At 60.1% G+C, this 13,548-nt stretch carries 11 protein-coding genes and 1 pseudogene; 6 read left to right on the top strand and 6 right to left on the bottom strand.

Going from position 1 to position 13,548, the window contains the following annotated elements; translation table 11 throughout:
• Nucleotides 1-3: 3 nt before the first annotated feature.
• Genes sixA through PFAS1_RS03925 form a run of 3 tightly spaced genes read right to left on the bottom strand, consistent with a single transcriptional unit; the run spans nt 4 to nt 1,845 of the window.
• Nucleotides 4-456 carry a phosphohistidine phosphatase SixA gene (gene sixA / locus PFAS1_RS03915; protein ID WP_076028269.1) on the bottom strand — a complete coding sequence of 151 codons (453 nt, stop codon included), beginning with the start codon at nt 454-456 and terminating at the stop codon, nt 4-6.
• Nucleotides 453-800: a DUF4389 domain-containing protein gene (locus PFAS1_RS03920; protein WP_076028270.1), complete on the bottom strand. Its 348-nt coding sequence runs from the start codon at nt 798-800 to the stop codon at nt 453-455. Before PFAS1_RS03920 ends, sixA begins: the two co-directional genes overlap by 4 nt.
• Nucleotides 801-819: 19 nt before the next feature.
• Nucleotides 820-1,845 carry an NAD(P)H-dependent glycerol-3-phosphate dehydrogenase gene (locus tag PFAS1_RS03925; RefSeq protein ID WP_076028271.1) on the bottom strand — a complete coding sequence of 342 codons (1,026 nt, stop codon included), beginning with the start codon at nt 1,843-1,845 and terminating at the stop codon, nt 820-822.
• Nucleotides 1,846-2,041: 196 nt separating this feature from the next.
• On the opposite strand from PFAS1_RS03925, the gene PFAS1_RS03930 reads away from it, so the two are divergent.
• The 6 genes from PFAS1_RS03930 (at nt 2,042) to PFAS1_RS03955 (ending at nt 9,580) form a co-directional block, all read left to right on the top strand.
• Entirely contained in the window at nt 2,042-4,165 is a 2,124-nt protein-coding gene (locus PFAS1_RS03930) for a TonB-dependent receptor plug domain-containing protein (RefSeq protein ID WP_076028272.1), read from the top strand.
• Nucleotide 4,166: 1 nt separating this feature from the next.
• Nucleotides 4,167-5,099: an ABC transporter substrate-binding protein gene (locus PFAS1_RS03935; RefSeq protein ID WP_076028273.1), complete on the top strand. Its 933-nt coding sequence runs from the start codon at nt 4,167-4,169 to the stop codon at nt 5,097-5,099.
• Nucleotides 5,096-6,997: an ATP-binding protein gene (locus tag PFAS1_RS03940; RefSeq protein WP_076028274.1), complete on the top strand. Its 1,902-nt coding sequence runs from the start codon at nt 5,096-5,098 to the stop codon at nt 6,995-6,997. The genes PFAS1_RS03935 and PFAS1_RS03940 overlap by 4 nt, the downstream gene beginning before the upstream one ends.
• A 247-nt stretch (nt 6,998-7,244) precedes the next feature.
• Entirely contained in the window at nt 7,245-7,760 is a 516-nt protein-coding gene (gene fabA / locus PFAS1_RS03945; protein WP_008148022.1) for a 3-hydroxyacyl-[acyl-carrier-protein] dehydratase FabA, read from the top strand.
• Between the two features lie 11 nt (nt 7,761-7,771).
• Nucleotides 7,772-8,992 carry a beta-ketoacyl-ACP synthase I gene (gene fabB, locus PFAS1_RS03950; RefSeq protein ID WP_076028275.1) on the top strand — a complete coding sequence of 407 codons (1,221 nt, stop codon included), beginning with the start codon at nt 7,772-7,774 and terminating at the stop codon, nt 8,990-8,992.
• Nucleotides 8,993-9,391: 399 nt separating this feature from the next.
• Complete coding sequence (locus tag PFAS1_RS03955) at nt 9,392-9,580, top strand: hypothetical protein (RefSeq protein ID WP_076028276.1); 189 nt, start codon at nt 9,392-9,394, stop codon at nt 9,578-9,580.
• A 70-nt stretch (nt 9,581-9,650) separates the two neighbouring features.
• On the opposite strand, the gene PFAS1_RS03960 is transcribed toward PFAS1_RS03955, so the two are convergent.
• From PFAS1_RS03960 to relA, 3 genes and pseudogenes are all read right to left on the bottom strand, one after another.
• Complete coding sequence (locus PFAS1_RS03960; RefSeq protein WP_008148015.1) at nt 9,651-10,193, bottom strand: DUF2058 domain-containing protein; 543 nt, start codon at nt 10,191-10,193, stop codon at nt 9,651-9,653.
• 28 nt (nt 10,194-10,221) lie between these two features.
• A complete protein-coding gene (mazG, locus tag PFAS1_RS03965; protein WP_076028277.1) occupies nt 10,222-11,055 on the bottom strand; it encodes a nucleoside triphosphate pyrophosphohydrolase in 834 nt (277 codons plus the stop codon).
• A 128-nt stretch (nt 11,056-11,183) separates the two neighbouring features.
• Nucleotides 11,184-13,426, bottom strand: a pseudogene (gene relA, locus PFAS1_RS03970) (GTP diphosphokinase).
• Nucleotides 13,427-13,548: the final 122 nt, after the last annotated feature.

Below are 13,548 nucleotides of genomic sequence, written 5' to 3' on the forward strand. Positions count from 1 at the left end.
CTTTCAAGGGTGTTTGATGCCGTTAAGCTTCATCGACCCGATCAGTAGTTCGTTGTGCTCAAGCTCGGCCAAGCCGGCGGTACTGACTTTTTCCGGTGGATAGCCGGCGCCGTGCTGCAGATAGCTCAGCAAATTGCCCACCAGCGGATTGTGACTGACCAGCAGGACGTTACTCACCGACACCAGCTGTTCTGCCACCTTGTCCGGGTCGGTATCCGGGGTCAGCCAATCGACCGTGCGGATCTCCGGTGCGAAATTCAGCGCCGTGCGCACAATTTCAGCAGTCTCCTGCGCTCGCAGGAAAGGACTGGCATAGATTGCGGTCAGCGGCTTGCCGGCCAACTCGGCGGCAGTGCGTAGTACTTCTTCACGACCATGAGCGGTCAGTGCCCGTTCCGAATCAGGACGCTTGCCGTGTGGTTCGGCTTCACCATGACGCAGTATCCAGAGTTTCATAGCTTGGGCTCCTCATCTCGGACCGGGTGTGGTGCCGGCGCCACAGCGTGCGGCGCTTCACCTTCCGGTGTACGCGGCGTCGGCCAGTCGGCGAACGGCCAGGGCTTCTGGTCACTGTGAAAACTGCCGAATCGACCGATCTGCGCCAGAAACTGGCTCAGGCTGTCGCCGAAGTTCATCAGGCTGGCGCTCGGGGCGCCATATATCAAACGATAGATCAACTGCACCAGCACCACGGCGCCAAGGATGAACTGCGCCACTTGCCAGACCAGCACGTAGACGATCATCCACAGCACTCGCAGCAGGATGGATTCGTACTTGTCCTCTGTTTTCGGATCGTTCATGTCTCGCTCTCCCTGATGCTCAGTTGAAACCACTGGTGGAAATAAAGTCGACGTCGGTTTTCGGCTCGGCACGCATCAGTAGACCGATCACCTGCTCCAGCGTGCGCCCTTCGAACAGGATGGCATGCAGCCCGGCGACCAGCGGCATGTACACGCCCACCTCCTGAGCCTTGGTCTTGAGTACCTTGAGGGTGTTCACCCCTTCAGCGACTTCGCCCAGGCGCGTCACGGCCTCTTCCAGGCTCAAGCCCTGGCCGAGGGCGAACCCGACCTGGTAGTTACGGCTTTTCGGCGACGAGCAGGTGACGATCAGATCGCCCACGCCCGCCAAACCGAGGAAGGTCATCGGGTTGGCGCCCTGATTCACCGCAAAGCGGGTCATTTCCGCCAACGCCCGGGTGATCAGCATGCTCTTGGTGTTTTCGCCCATGCCCATCGCCACGGCCATGCCGGCAATGATCGCGTAGACGTTTTTCAACGCCCCGCCCAGCTCGACGCCATAGCGGTCGGCGCTGGCGTATACGCGAAAGGTCTTGCCGTGCAGCGCTTCCTGGACCCGCTGGCAGAGTTCTTCGTCTTCGCTGGCGACCACCGTGGCGGTCAGCGCATGCTCGGCGATTTCACGGGCCAGGTTCGGCCCGGACAGCACGCCGATGCGCGCTTGCGGGGCGATCTCTTCGAGGATTTCGCTCATCAGTTTGAAGGTGTGGGCTTCGATGCCTTTGGTCAGGCTCACCAACAATTTGCCGTTCAAACGTTCGGCGTGCGGCATCAATACCGAGCGCAGCGCGCTGGACGGCAGTGCGACGAAGCACAGGTCGCAGGCTTGCAGGGTGGCCAGCAGGTCGGTGACCGCTTCCACGGCCGGCAGAATCTTGATGCCTTTGAGGTAACGCGGGTTCTCGCGATTGACCCGAATGGCCTCGGCCTGTTCGGGGTCACGCATCCACAGCCGGACCTGATGCCCGTTCTCGGCCAGCAGATTAGCCACGGCGGTACCAAAACTTCCGCCTCCCAGGACCGCAATTGGGCGCTGTTCAGTCATATGCAATCCGTTAATCCATACCAGTGGCGATGTCGGCATTATACGGAGCGCCCCAGTGGCGGCCAGCCCCCACATCAATTACCGACATTTGTAGGAAGAAGACTAAGAAAACCGAGGAAAATGCCCACAACGTGACTGGAAAAGTCATTGCGCTCGGTTAACATGCGCGCCAATTGTTCGCAATCAAGGATGTGTTGTGTCGTTTGGCTCTCCATCACCGCGCTCGCCGTTGGTACTGGCACTGCTCTTCAGCTCGCCATTGCTGGCCGACGACTTGTTCCTCGACAGCGAGCAGCTGCCGCAAGTATTGACCGCCACGCGGCTCAAGCAGTCGCCGGCCGCAGTACCGGGAAGCATGACGGTGATCGACAGCGAACTGATCAACGCCAGTGGCGCCCGGGACATCAGCGAGTTGCTGCGACTGGTGCCGGGAATGATGGTCGGCAACATCAACGGCAACCAGGCGGCGGTGAACTATCACGGCACCAATGCGACCGAAGCGCGACGCCTGCAAGTGTTGATCGACGGCCGCTCGGTGTACCGCGCAGGCCTGGCCACGGTGGACTGGAGTGACATTCCGGTGGCCCTGGAAGACATCGAACGCATCGAAGTTTTCCGCGGCCCGAACACCGTCAGCTATGGCGCCAATGCGCTGATGGCGGTGGTCAATATCCTCACGCGCAACCCGGCCGACAGCCACGGCACGCGAATGAAAGTAACCCGTGGGCAGCGCGGCATCGACGACTTTTACGCCAGCCAGGGCGTGGGGTGGGACGGCGGCGACCTGCGCCTGTCGCTGTCCGGCCAGCAAGACGACGGCTTCGACTCGGAGCGTAACGGCGCCGATTACCGCGACAGCCGCCGTTTGAACCGCTTCAACCTCGCCGTCAGCCAGACGCTCACTGAAAACCAGAGTATCGACTGGCAATTGAATGCCAAAGAGGGGAGCAACCAGCGGCCGTATACCTACCGCCCGGTCTTCTCTGGGATTACCGATGCCGGGAACAATTCCGACGTCATCGCCAAGGACTATGCCGGTTCGCTGCGCTGGAACCTCGACATCAATCCCGATCACAGCCTTTACGTCCAGGGCTCGGCACAGCACTGGGATCGCCAGCAGACCTGGCGTGCCTGCGATGCCGAGGTTTCGTTCAGCCCGCAGTTGACCGAACTCTGGCAGCTCAACCCGAATTACACCGAACGCCTGGCGCGCAACATGGAGCGCTACACCGGCCCCGGCGCGCCCGCAGGTGACCCGACCCAGCGCGCACTGGCCAATCAAGTGCTCGACCAATGGCGCAACGGCGCCCGGCAAACCCTCTGTGGCGATATTGACCAGAGCACCCGGGAATCGCGCTACGACCTTGAATTGCAGGACACCCTCAGCCTGTCCGACAGTCTGCGGCTGGTCAGCGGCATGAACTATCGTTACGACCGGGCAAATTCCGAGACCTACTTCAATGGCACCCTCGACGACACCACCTGGCGAGCGTTCGGCCAACTCGAGTGGCGCGCCACCGAGCATTGGTTGCTGCAGGGCGGTGCGATGTTCGAAGACACGCAATTGATCGGCAGTTCGCTCACCCCACGGGTGGCGGTCAACTACCTGATCAACCCGCGCCATGGCCTGCGCGCGGTGTACTCGGAAGCCATCCGCTCGCCGGACATGTTCGAGAACAACGTCAACTGGAGCTATCAGGTGAAGAGCCTGCGCCCCGGCGCCTATGGTCAGTCCAGTGCCCGTTATTTCGTCAAGACCCGTGGCCCCGGCAACCTCGAACAGGAACACATGCGCTCCCGGGAGCTGGGCTACAACGGCTACTTTGCCGAAGCGGGGCTGGCGGTCGATGTAAAACTGTTCTACGACGAAATCACCGGGATGATCAGCGAACCGTTGCGCAACAATCAGTACATCGCCAGCAACTCAAACAGCGCGCGCTTCTCCGGGGCAGAAACCCAGCTCGACTGGAGAATCAGCAGCGCCGATCGCCTGCGCCTGACGTATGCCTACGTCGATGCCGAGGCGAGCAACCCGCAGGATGCACAACAGACCGCGCGAAACAGTGGTTCCGCCGGTTGGCTGCACAACTGGGGCCACGGCTGGAACAGCGCGCTCTTCTACTATGGTGACGATGCCCTGAACGGCTACCGCTTTGAACGGGTCGACACGCGCATCGCTAAACGCATCGGCCTGGGCAAGGCCAGCCTGGAACTGGCCGGTGTGCTCCAGCAACGCCTCGACAACCAGCCCACAACGTTCGTCGACAACAACTACGACGAGCGCCGAGTGCTTTATTTCAGCGCAGAGCTGGCGTTCTAAGGTGCTGTATAGCCCGTCACGCAAAACGCCAATCCTTGGCCGCCTGCTGGCCGGGTTGTGCCTGGTGTTTGCCGGACTGCTGAGCAGCCTGCCGGCCAGCGCCGCGGACATTTTGCTGACCGGCGCGGAGGACAGCCTGGCCATGCAATCCTTCACCCAGGCGCTGAGCACCTTGCGGTCTGCCGATAACGTGCGCTTCCAGCCGCTGGCCAGTCTGCCGGCGCCAGGCAAGCTGCCCGCCGGGACCCGTTTGATTCTGCTCGATCTGCCGAGCCTCGACTGGCGTCTGCAAGACGCCCAAGGCCCGGCGACGCTGGTGCTGCGCATCAGCCGCCTGCAAGCCCGCCAGCGTCTGGGGACCACCCTGCCCCCGCGCCTCAGCCTGCTCTGGAGCGACCCGCCGCTGGACCGCCAATTGCGCCTGACCCGATTGCTGCTGCCGCAGGTCAAACGGGTCGGCGTGCTCTTTGACAGCCATAGCGAATTCCTTTTGCAGGAATTGCATCAGGCCGCCCACTCCCTGGGCCTTGAGGTGGTCACCGAGCGCTGGGACAACACCAACGACAGTCGGCCGTTGCAGAACTTGCTGAAGAACAGCGACGTGTTGCTGGGCCTCGACGATCCCGACCTGTACAACCCGAAAACCGTGAAAAACCTGTTGCTCAGCAGCTATGCACGGCAAATGGCGCTGATCGGACCTAACGCCGGGTTCGTCAGGGCCGGGAGCCTGGCCAGCACCTACAGCGATCAGAGCGATTGGCTGGCAATGCTCGACGAACTGCTCGACCGGCCACCGGCCACCTGGCCTCGCGCGCACTACCCGCAACGCTTCAAAGTCTTGAGCAACCCGCAAGTGGCTCGTTCATTAGGTATTGAACAGATGGACGACGCGTCTGTCGCAACACAGTTGGCCGAAGGAGAAAATCGCCCATGACCTTCCGTCGCCGTTGGGACATCAACACCCGCACACAAATCATCAGCCTCGGCCCTGCCCTGTTGCTGACGTTGCTGTTGATCAGCTTCTTTACCTTCGTGCGGATCCAGGACCTGCGTCAGGAGCTCAATCACACCGGGCAACTGATCGCCAACCAACTGGCGCCGGCTACCGAATACGGGGTGATCTCGGGCAACAACGAGGTGCTCGACAGTTTGCTCAAGGCGACCCTGGCCACGCCCAATGTGCGCTTTCTGGAAGTCCAGGACAGCGCCAACCGGATTCTGGTGTACGTCGAGCAACCGTCGCAAACTCACAACCGCTCACACCAGGTCGAAGTGTTCCAGGCCCCCGTGCGGCTGCAACGCATCCAGCTGCACAATGATTTCCTGCAGGGCAGCCGCGTCGCCAACGCGGCGCCCACCGAGGATTATCTGGGTCGGGTGATCGTCGGCCTGTCCAATGACGCCTTCAGCCAGCGTCAACAGGAAATCCTGCTCAAGGCCGGGATCCTGGCGCTGTTCGCCCTGCTGTTCACCTTTCTGCTGGCCCGGCGCCTGGCCGGCAGCCTGTCGCAACCGATCCGCGACATCGGCAACGCGGTCAAGGCGATTCAGGACGGCGACTACAAAACCCCGCTGCCGATCGTCGACGACACTGAACTGGGCGCGCTGTCGCAACACATCAACAACCTCGCCAGCGGGCTCGAACAAGCCAGCCGCGAACAGCATCAAGCGATGGCGCAGTTGATTCAGACGCGCGAGGAAGCGGAAAAAGCCAACAATGCCAAATCCGATTTCCTAGCGATGATGAGCCACGAACTGCGCACGCCGATGAATGGCGTGCTGGGCATGCTGCAACTGCTGGAAACCACCGAGATGACCGAGGAGCAGGTCGAATACGCGGCGCTCGCCTCGGAGTCCACCGAACACCTGCTCAAAGTCATCAACGACATTCTCGATTTCTCGCGCATCGAGCGTTCGGAACTGGAGCTGGAGCACATTCCATTCAACCTCGCAGACCTGATCGGCAGTTGTGCCCAGTCGTTCTCGCACAGCGCAGCGCAACGCGGGCTCGACCTGGCGCTGTCGATCCCGGACGACATGCGCGCGTTGCAGGTGCAGGGCGACCCGACGCGGATCCGGCAGATCCTGGTCAACCTGATCGGCAATGCACTGAAATTCACCGAACAGGGCCGCGTCAGCATCGAACCGCAATGGCAATCGCTGGACCACGAACTGCTGTGGTTCACCTGCACTGTGCGCGACAGCGGGATTGGGATCTCGGCTGAAAGCCTGGAATTGATGTTCAACGCCTTCCAACAGGCCGACAGCTCTATTTCCAGGCGATACGGTGGCACCGGGCTGGGCCTGCCGATTGCTCGCACGCTGGCTGAACGCATGGGCGGCACGTTGCGCGCCCAGAGCGAGGAAGGTCGCGGCTCGGTATTCACCCTGGAAATCCCGCTGGCGCTCTATAAACAGACGCCACCCGTGCTGGCGCCACGCATACCGACCGGCAGCGGTGATGGCGAAGGGCGCAACGTGTTGCTGGTGGAAGACAATCCGGTCAATCAGACGGTCATCGAAGCAATGTTGCGCAGTCTGGGCTTTACTGTCAGCGTCGTCACCGATGGCGCGCAGGCAGTGCGCAGTGCGGAGAGTCTGATTTTCGAAGCAATTCTGATGGATTGCCGGCTACCGATCATCGACGGCTACGAGGCCACCCGGCAGATTCGCCAATTACCCGGTTGCACAGACTTGCCGATCATCGCGCTGACCGCCAACGCCTTGCAGGGTGACCGCGAAGCCTGTTTATCGGCGGGAATGAACGATTACCTGGCCAAGCCCTTCAAACGCACAGATTTGCAGCAAATTCTGCAGCGCTGGGTGCAGTAGTGCAGGCCTTTCGGCTATCTGCGACTGGCGTGAAAGGCGAAAGTGCGGCAGTCTTAGGCACCCGAACAGGCCCGAAAAGGGGCTTGAATAATAATTTCAGTGCACAAGTGTACATTCATGTCCTTGGTGCTGTGACTTTCACCACAACGCAATAGTCTATGAGTAGGCTGCTGACTCGAGGCATGAACGCTTCGATCGGCCGGGAAGATTTGCCCCACCTGCCGCATGGGACTATTGAGGAGCTCGCATGACCCAACAAAACGCCTTTACTCGGGAAGACCTGCTGCGCTGCAGTCGCGGTGAGCTGTTCGGCCCAGGTAACGCACAACTGCCCGCCCCGAACATGTTGATGGTGGATCGCATCACCCATATCAGCGCCGAGGGTGGCAAGTACGGCAAAGGTGAATTGGTCGCCGAGCTGGATATCACTCCGGACCTGTGGTTCTTCGCTTGCCACTTCGAAGGCGATCCGGTGATGCCAGGCTGCCTGGGCCTCGACGCCATGTGGCAACTGGTCGGTTTCTTCCTCGGCTGGCAAGGTCTGCCGGGCCGCGGTCGCGCCTTGGGTTCGGGCGAAGTGAAATTCTTTGGTCAGGTTCTGCCGACCGCCAAGAAAGTAACCTATAACATTCAGATCAAGCGTGTACTGAAAGGCAAGCTGAACCTGGCCATCGCCGATGGTTCGGTCAGTGTCGACGGCCGCGAGATCTACACCGCCGAAGGCCTTCGGGTCGGCGTTTTCACCTCCACTGACAACTTCTAAGGGTTATCCGCATGCGCCGCGTCGTTATCACTGGTCTGGGCATCGTTTCGTGCCTGGGCAATGACAAAGAGACCGTCTCCGCTAACCTGCGTGCAAGCCGCCCTGGCATCCGGTTCAACCCGGAATATGCCGAAATGGGTCTGCGTAGCCAGGTTTCCGGCTCCATTGACCTTCCCCTCGAAGAGCTGATCGATCGCAAGATCTATCGCTTCGTCGGCCACGCGGCGGCTTACGCCTACCTGGCCATGAAAGACGCCATCGCCGACTCCGGTCTGACCGATGAGCAAGTCTCCAATCCGCGTACCGGCCTGATCGCCGGTTCCGGTGGTGCCTCCACGCTGAACCAGATGGAAGCGCTGGACATCCTGCGCGAGAAAGGCGTGAAACGCGTTGGCCCATACCGTGTAACGCGGACCATGAGCAGCACCGTTTCCGCTTGCCTGGCCACGCCGTTCAAGATCAAGGGCCTGAACTACTCCATCGCGTCTGCCTGCGCCACCAGTGCTCACTGCATCGGTAACGCCATGGAACAGATCCAGATGGGCAAGCAGGACATCGTGTTCGCCGGTGGCGGTGAAGAAGAGCATTGGAGCCAATCGTTCCTGTTCGACGCCATGGGCGCACTGTCCAGCCAGTACAACGAAACCCCGGAAAAAGCTTCCCGTGCCTACGACGCCAAGCGTGACGGTTTCGTCATCGCCGGCGGTGGCGGCATGGTCGTGGTCGAAGAGCTCGAACACGCTCTGGCCCGCGGCGCGAAGATCTACGCGGAAATCGTTGGCTACGGCGCGACCTCCGACGGCTACGACATGGTCGCCCCAAGCGGCGAAGGCGCCATCCGCTGCATGCAGATGGCCATGTCCACCGTTGACGCTCCGATCGACTACCTGAACACCCACGGCACCTCGACTCCGGTCGGCGACGTCATGGAAATGAAAGGTGTGCGTGAAGTGTTCGGTGACAAGGCTCCGGCCATCAGCTCCACCAAGAGCCTGTCGGGTCACTCCCTGGGCGCCGCCGGCGTTCACGAAGCGATCTACTGCATGCTGATGATGGAAGGCAACTTCATGGCGGGCTCCGCCAACATCGACGAACTGGACCCGGAAGTGGCTGACATGCCGATCCTGACCAAGACTCGTGAAGACGCCACCATCAACACCGTGATGAGCAACAGCTTCGGCTTCGGTGGCACCAATGCCACGCTGGTACTGAAGCGCTGGGCCGGTAAGTAATACCCGCCCTTCTACGCTGCACACAAAAACGCCCCGACTGGTTCGGGGCGTTTTTTTTGTGCCTGAAAGATTGAACACCGCAATCCTGTGGGAGCGAGCCTGCTCGCGATGACGGCACCACATTCAACATTTCTGTATGAATAAGACCGCTATCGCGAGCAGGCTCACTCCCACAGGTTTTGTGTGAAGCCAGACATTTTCTTCAATGCGAACATGAAGCTTTTGTCATGAAACCCAGGGGCCTGCGACCAAATGCCACGTGTTTCAAGGGCTGCAGGATTTTCTCTGATTTTGCAAAAATCCGTTACCAGACTCGGCCATTTACTTAGCAGGCTAACCAAACCTATAACGGAGTACTGCACACGCCTTGCTGCAGATAACAGAGATTGGAGCTAGCAGATGACTGTAAAAGTAACTGAACGCGACGATTCACATAAGTCCCACGAAGGCATAGCCGCCGGTCTCCGGATCTGGGACGTGCATCAACAAGACATGCTGGTGGGGATGTTCCACTCCGAAACCGATGCCCACAGCTACAAGGCCGAACTGGAAAAACTGGAGAAGCAACGAGCGCTCCAATCCGCATAAGCAATGACAGCATTAAAAACGACAAACCCCGCCATGAGCGGGGTTTGTCGTTGTTGCAGCCTTTATCGGCTTACCACATCAGATCGTCCGGGATCTGATAGGCCGCGTACGGATCGTCTTCGGCAGCGACTTCTTCGGTCTTCACGTTCATCTGAACGATACGCTGTGGATCGCGCTCCTGGATCTTCAGGGCCGCCTCACGCGGGATCACTTCATAACCGCCGGCGTGATGCACGATGGCCAGCGAACCGCTACTGAGCTTGTTGCGCATCAGCGTGTTGACGCAGATGCGCTTGACCTTCTTGTCGTCGACGAAGTTGTAGTAGTCCTCGGTCGTCAGCTTCGGCAGACGCGAGACTTCGATCAACTGTTTGACCTGGGCAGCGCGAGCCTTCGCCTCGGCCTTCTCCTGTTGCTGACGGTTCAACTCCTGATCGCGCTTGACCTTCTCGGCCATGGCTTCCTGAGCCGCCCGCTGCTGCGAGTCATCAAGTTCGATCTGACCTTTGTGGGCCAGACGCTGCTGTTTCTGCTTCTCTTTGCCGACCTGTTTGGCCTGCTTCTGGTTGACCAGCCCTGCTTTGAGCAACTGGTCGCGAAGGGAAATGCTCATGGTGCTTATTTCTCACTTAGGCAACTGCTCAACCGCAGCTGGGCAAATTCTTTTCCTGACGTTTGGCTTCGCCCCACAAGGCGTCCAACTCTTCGAGGGTGCAATCTTCTATGGGACGGTGGGTGTCGCGCAATGCCTGTTCGATAAAACGGAAGCGTCTTTCGAACTTGGTGTTGGCGCCACGCAGTGCAGTTTCGGGATCGACCTTGAGATGACGCGCCAGATTAACCACCGAAAACAACAAATCACCGACTTCATCGGCAATCGCTACCCAGTCATTGTCGGCCATGGCTTCAAGCACTTCATCGAGCTCTTCGCGCACTTTGTCGAGCACCGGCAAGGCGTCCGGCCAGTCGAAACCGACCTGCCCTGCGCGCTTCTGCAACTTCGCCGAACGAGACAATGCCGGCAATGCTGCGGGTACGTCGTCAAGCAAGGACAGCTGCATTGGCGTGGATGATTTCTCGGCGCGCTCTTCGGCCTTGATCTCTTCCCAGCGCTGCTTGACCTGATCTTCATTCAGCCGCGGAACATCCAGCGGCGCGTACAGATCACCGGTAGGAAACACGTGCGGATGACGACGAATCAATTTGCGGGTGATGCTGTCGATGACGCCGGCGAATTCGAAGCGCCCTTCTTCCCGCGCCAGCTGGCTGTAATAAACCACCTGGAACAGCAAATCCCCCAACTCCCCCTGCAAGTGATCGAAGTCACCGCGCTCGATGGCGTCGGCGACTTCGTAGGCTTCTTCAAGGGTGTGCGGGACGATGGTTTCGTAGGTTTGCTTGATGTCCCACGGGCAGCCGTACTGCGGGTCGCGCAGACGGCTCATCAGGTGCAGCAAGTCTTCAAGGCTGTACATCAATTTCTCTCACTGCAAAATCCTGTGGGAGCGGGCTTGCTCGCGAAAGCGGTGTGTCAGTCGACATTGATGTTGACTGACACTCCCTCTTCGCGAGCAAGCCCGCTCCCACATTGGATTGGGAATCATCACGGCGTCCGGTTACGACGGGTTTCAATGATGTTCGGCAACTGGGAAATCCGCCCCAGCAACCTCCCCAACGCATCCAGCCCCGGAATCTCGATGGTCAGGGACATCAACGCGGTGTTGTCCTCTTTGTTCGAGCGGGTGTTGACCGCCAGCACGTTGATCCGCTCGTTGAGCAGCACTTGCGAAACGTCACGCAGCAGGCCGGACCGGTCGTAGGCGCGGATGATGATGTCCACCGGATAGGTGAGCACCGGCACCGGCCCCCAGCTGACCTGGATGATCCGCTCGGGTTCGCGGCTGCCCAGTTGCAATACCGAGGCGCAGTCCTGACGGTGGATGCTCACGCCGCGGCCCACAGTAATGTAACCGACGATCGCATCCCCCGGCAGCGGCTGGCAGCAGCCGGCCATCTGGGTCATGAGGTTGCCGACGCCCTGGATCTGGATGTCGCCGCGCTTGCCCGGTTTGTAGCCGGTGGCCTTGCGCGGAATCAGTTCCAGCTGTTCGTTGCCGCGCTCCGGCTCGACCAGTTGCTGCGCCAGGTTCACCAGTTGCGCCAGACGCAAATCGCCTGCGCCCAACGCAGCGAACATGTCTTCGGCCACCTTCATGTTGGCCTTTTCGGCCAGCTTGTCGAAATCCACTGCTGGCAGACCGAGGCGACTGAGTTCACGCTCCAGCAAGGTTTTACCGGCGGCGACGTTCTGGTCGCGCGCCTGCAACTTGAACCAGTGAACGATCTTCGCCCGCGCCCGCGAGGTGGTGATGTAACCCAGGTTCGGGTTCAGCCAGTCGCGGCTCGGGGTGCCGTGCTTGCTGGTGATGATCTCGACCTGTTCACCGGTTTGCAGGCTGTAGTTGAGCGGCACGATGCGCCCGTTGATCTTCGCGCCACGGCAGTTGTGACCGATTTCGGTGTGCACGCGGTAAGCGAAGTCCAGCGGCGTCGCGCCCTTCGGCAAGTCGATGGCGTGACCGTCCGGGGTAAAGATGTAGACCCGGTCCGGCTCGATATCGACCCGCAGCTGTTCAGCCAGGCCGCCGATATCGCCCAATTCTTCATGCCACTCGAGGACCTGACGCAGCCAGGAGATTTTCTCTTCGTAGTGGTTGGAGCCGGACTTGACGTCGGTGCCCTTGTACTTCCAGTGCGCGCACACGCCCAGTTCGGCTTCTTCGTGCATGGCATGGGTGCGGATCTGCACTTCCAGCACCTTGCCCTCGGGCCGATCACTGCGGTGTGCAGCGAGCGATAGCCGTTCTCTTTCGGGTTGGCGATGTAGTCGTCAAATTCTTTCGGGATGTGCCGCCACAGGGTGTGGACGATACCGAGCGCGGTGTAGCAATCGCGCATTTCCGGCACCAGCACGCGAACGGCGCGCACGTCGTAGATCTGGCTGAATTCCAGACCCTTGCGCTGCATTTTGCGCCAGATCGAATAGATGTGTTTGGCCCGGCCGCTGATGTCGGCGTCAACGCCGGTGGCGGTCAGCTCGTTCTTCAACTGGCTCATCACGTCGCTGATGAAGCGCTCGCGATCCAGACGTCGCTCGTGGAGCAACTTGGCAATCTGTTTGTACTGATCGGGCTCAAGGTAACGGAAGGACAAATCCTCCAGTTCCCACTTGATGTGACCGATACCGAGACGGTGAGCCAAAGGCGCGTAGATGTCGAAGACTTCACGGGCGACGCGGTTGCGTTTTTCGTCATCGGCGGTTTTCACCGCACGGATGGCGCAGGTGCGTTCGGCCAGTTTGATCAGCGCAACGCGAACGTCGTCGACCATGGCGACCAGCATCTTACGCAGGTTTTCGACCTGGCCCTGCGTGCCCAGCACCAGGGATTGGCGGGGGCTGAGGCTGGCGCTGATCGCCGCCATGCGCAACACGCCGTCGATGAGCTTGGCGACCACCGGACCGAAGCGCTGGCTGATCGCCGGCAACTCGATCTGGCCTTCGCGCACGCCGCGATACAGGATCGCGGCAACCAACGAATCCTGATCGAGTTTGAGGTCGGCGAGAATCTCGGCGATCTCAAGGCCCGTACGGAAACTCGAGGTCCCTTCGGACCACAGGTTTTTCGCCGCATTGGCTTGTTGTTCAGACGCACGAGCAAACTCGCACGCTTCCTTCAAGGCTTCGCGATCCAGTGCCGGATCGACACTGACCGCATGATCGAGCCAAGCCTCGAGATTGATACTGCCGTCGGTGTTGATCGGCTGGTGTGCTCTCACCTGTACCATCTTGCTTACCTTCCCTACGACGCAGATTCAATGCGTCAAATCGCTGACCTTTCGTTACCCTTGGACGCTCGCGGGGCTAATGCGAGAGTGGCGCGGGTAGGCCAGTCGGACCAGACGAGCCG

This window comes from Pseudomonas frederiksbergensis (genome assembly GCF_001952935.1).
Taxonomy (GTDB): domain Bacteria; phylum Pseudomonadota; class Gammaproteobacteria; order Pseudomonadales; family Pseudomonadaceae; genus Aquipseudomonas; species Aquipseudomonas frederiksbergensis.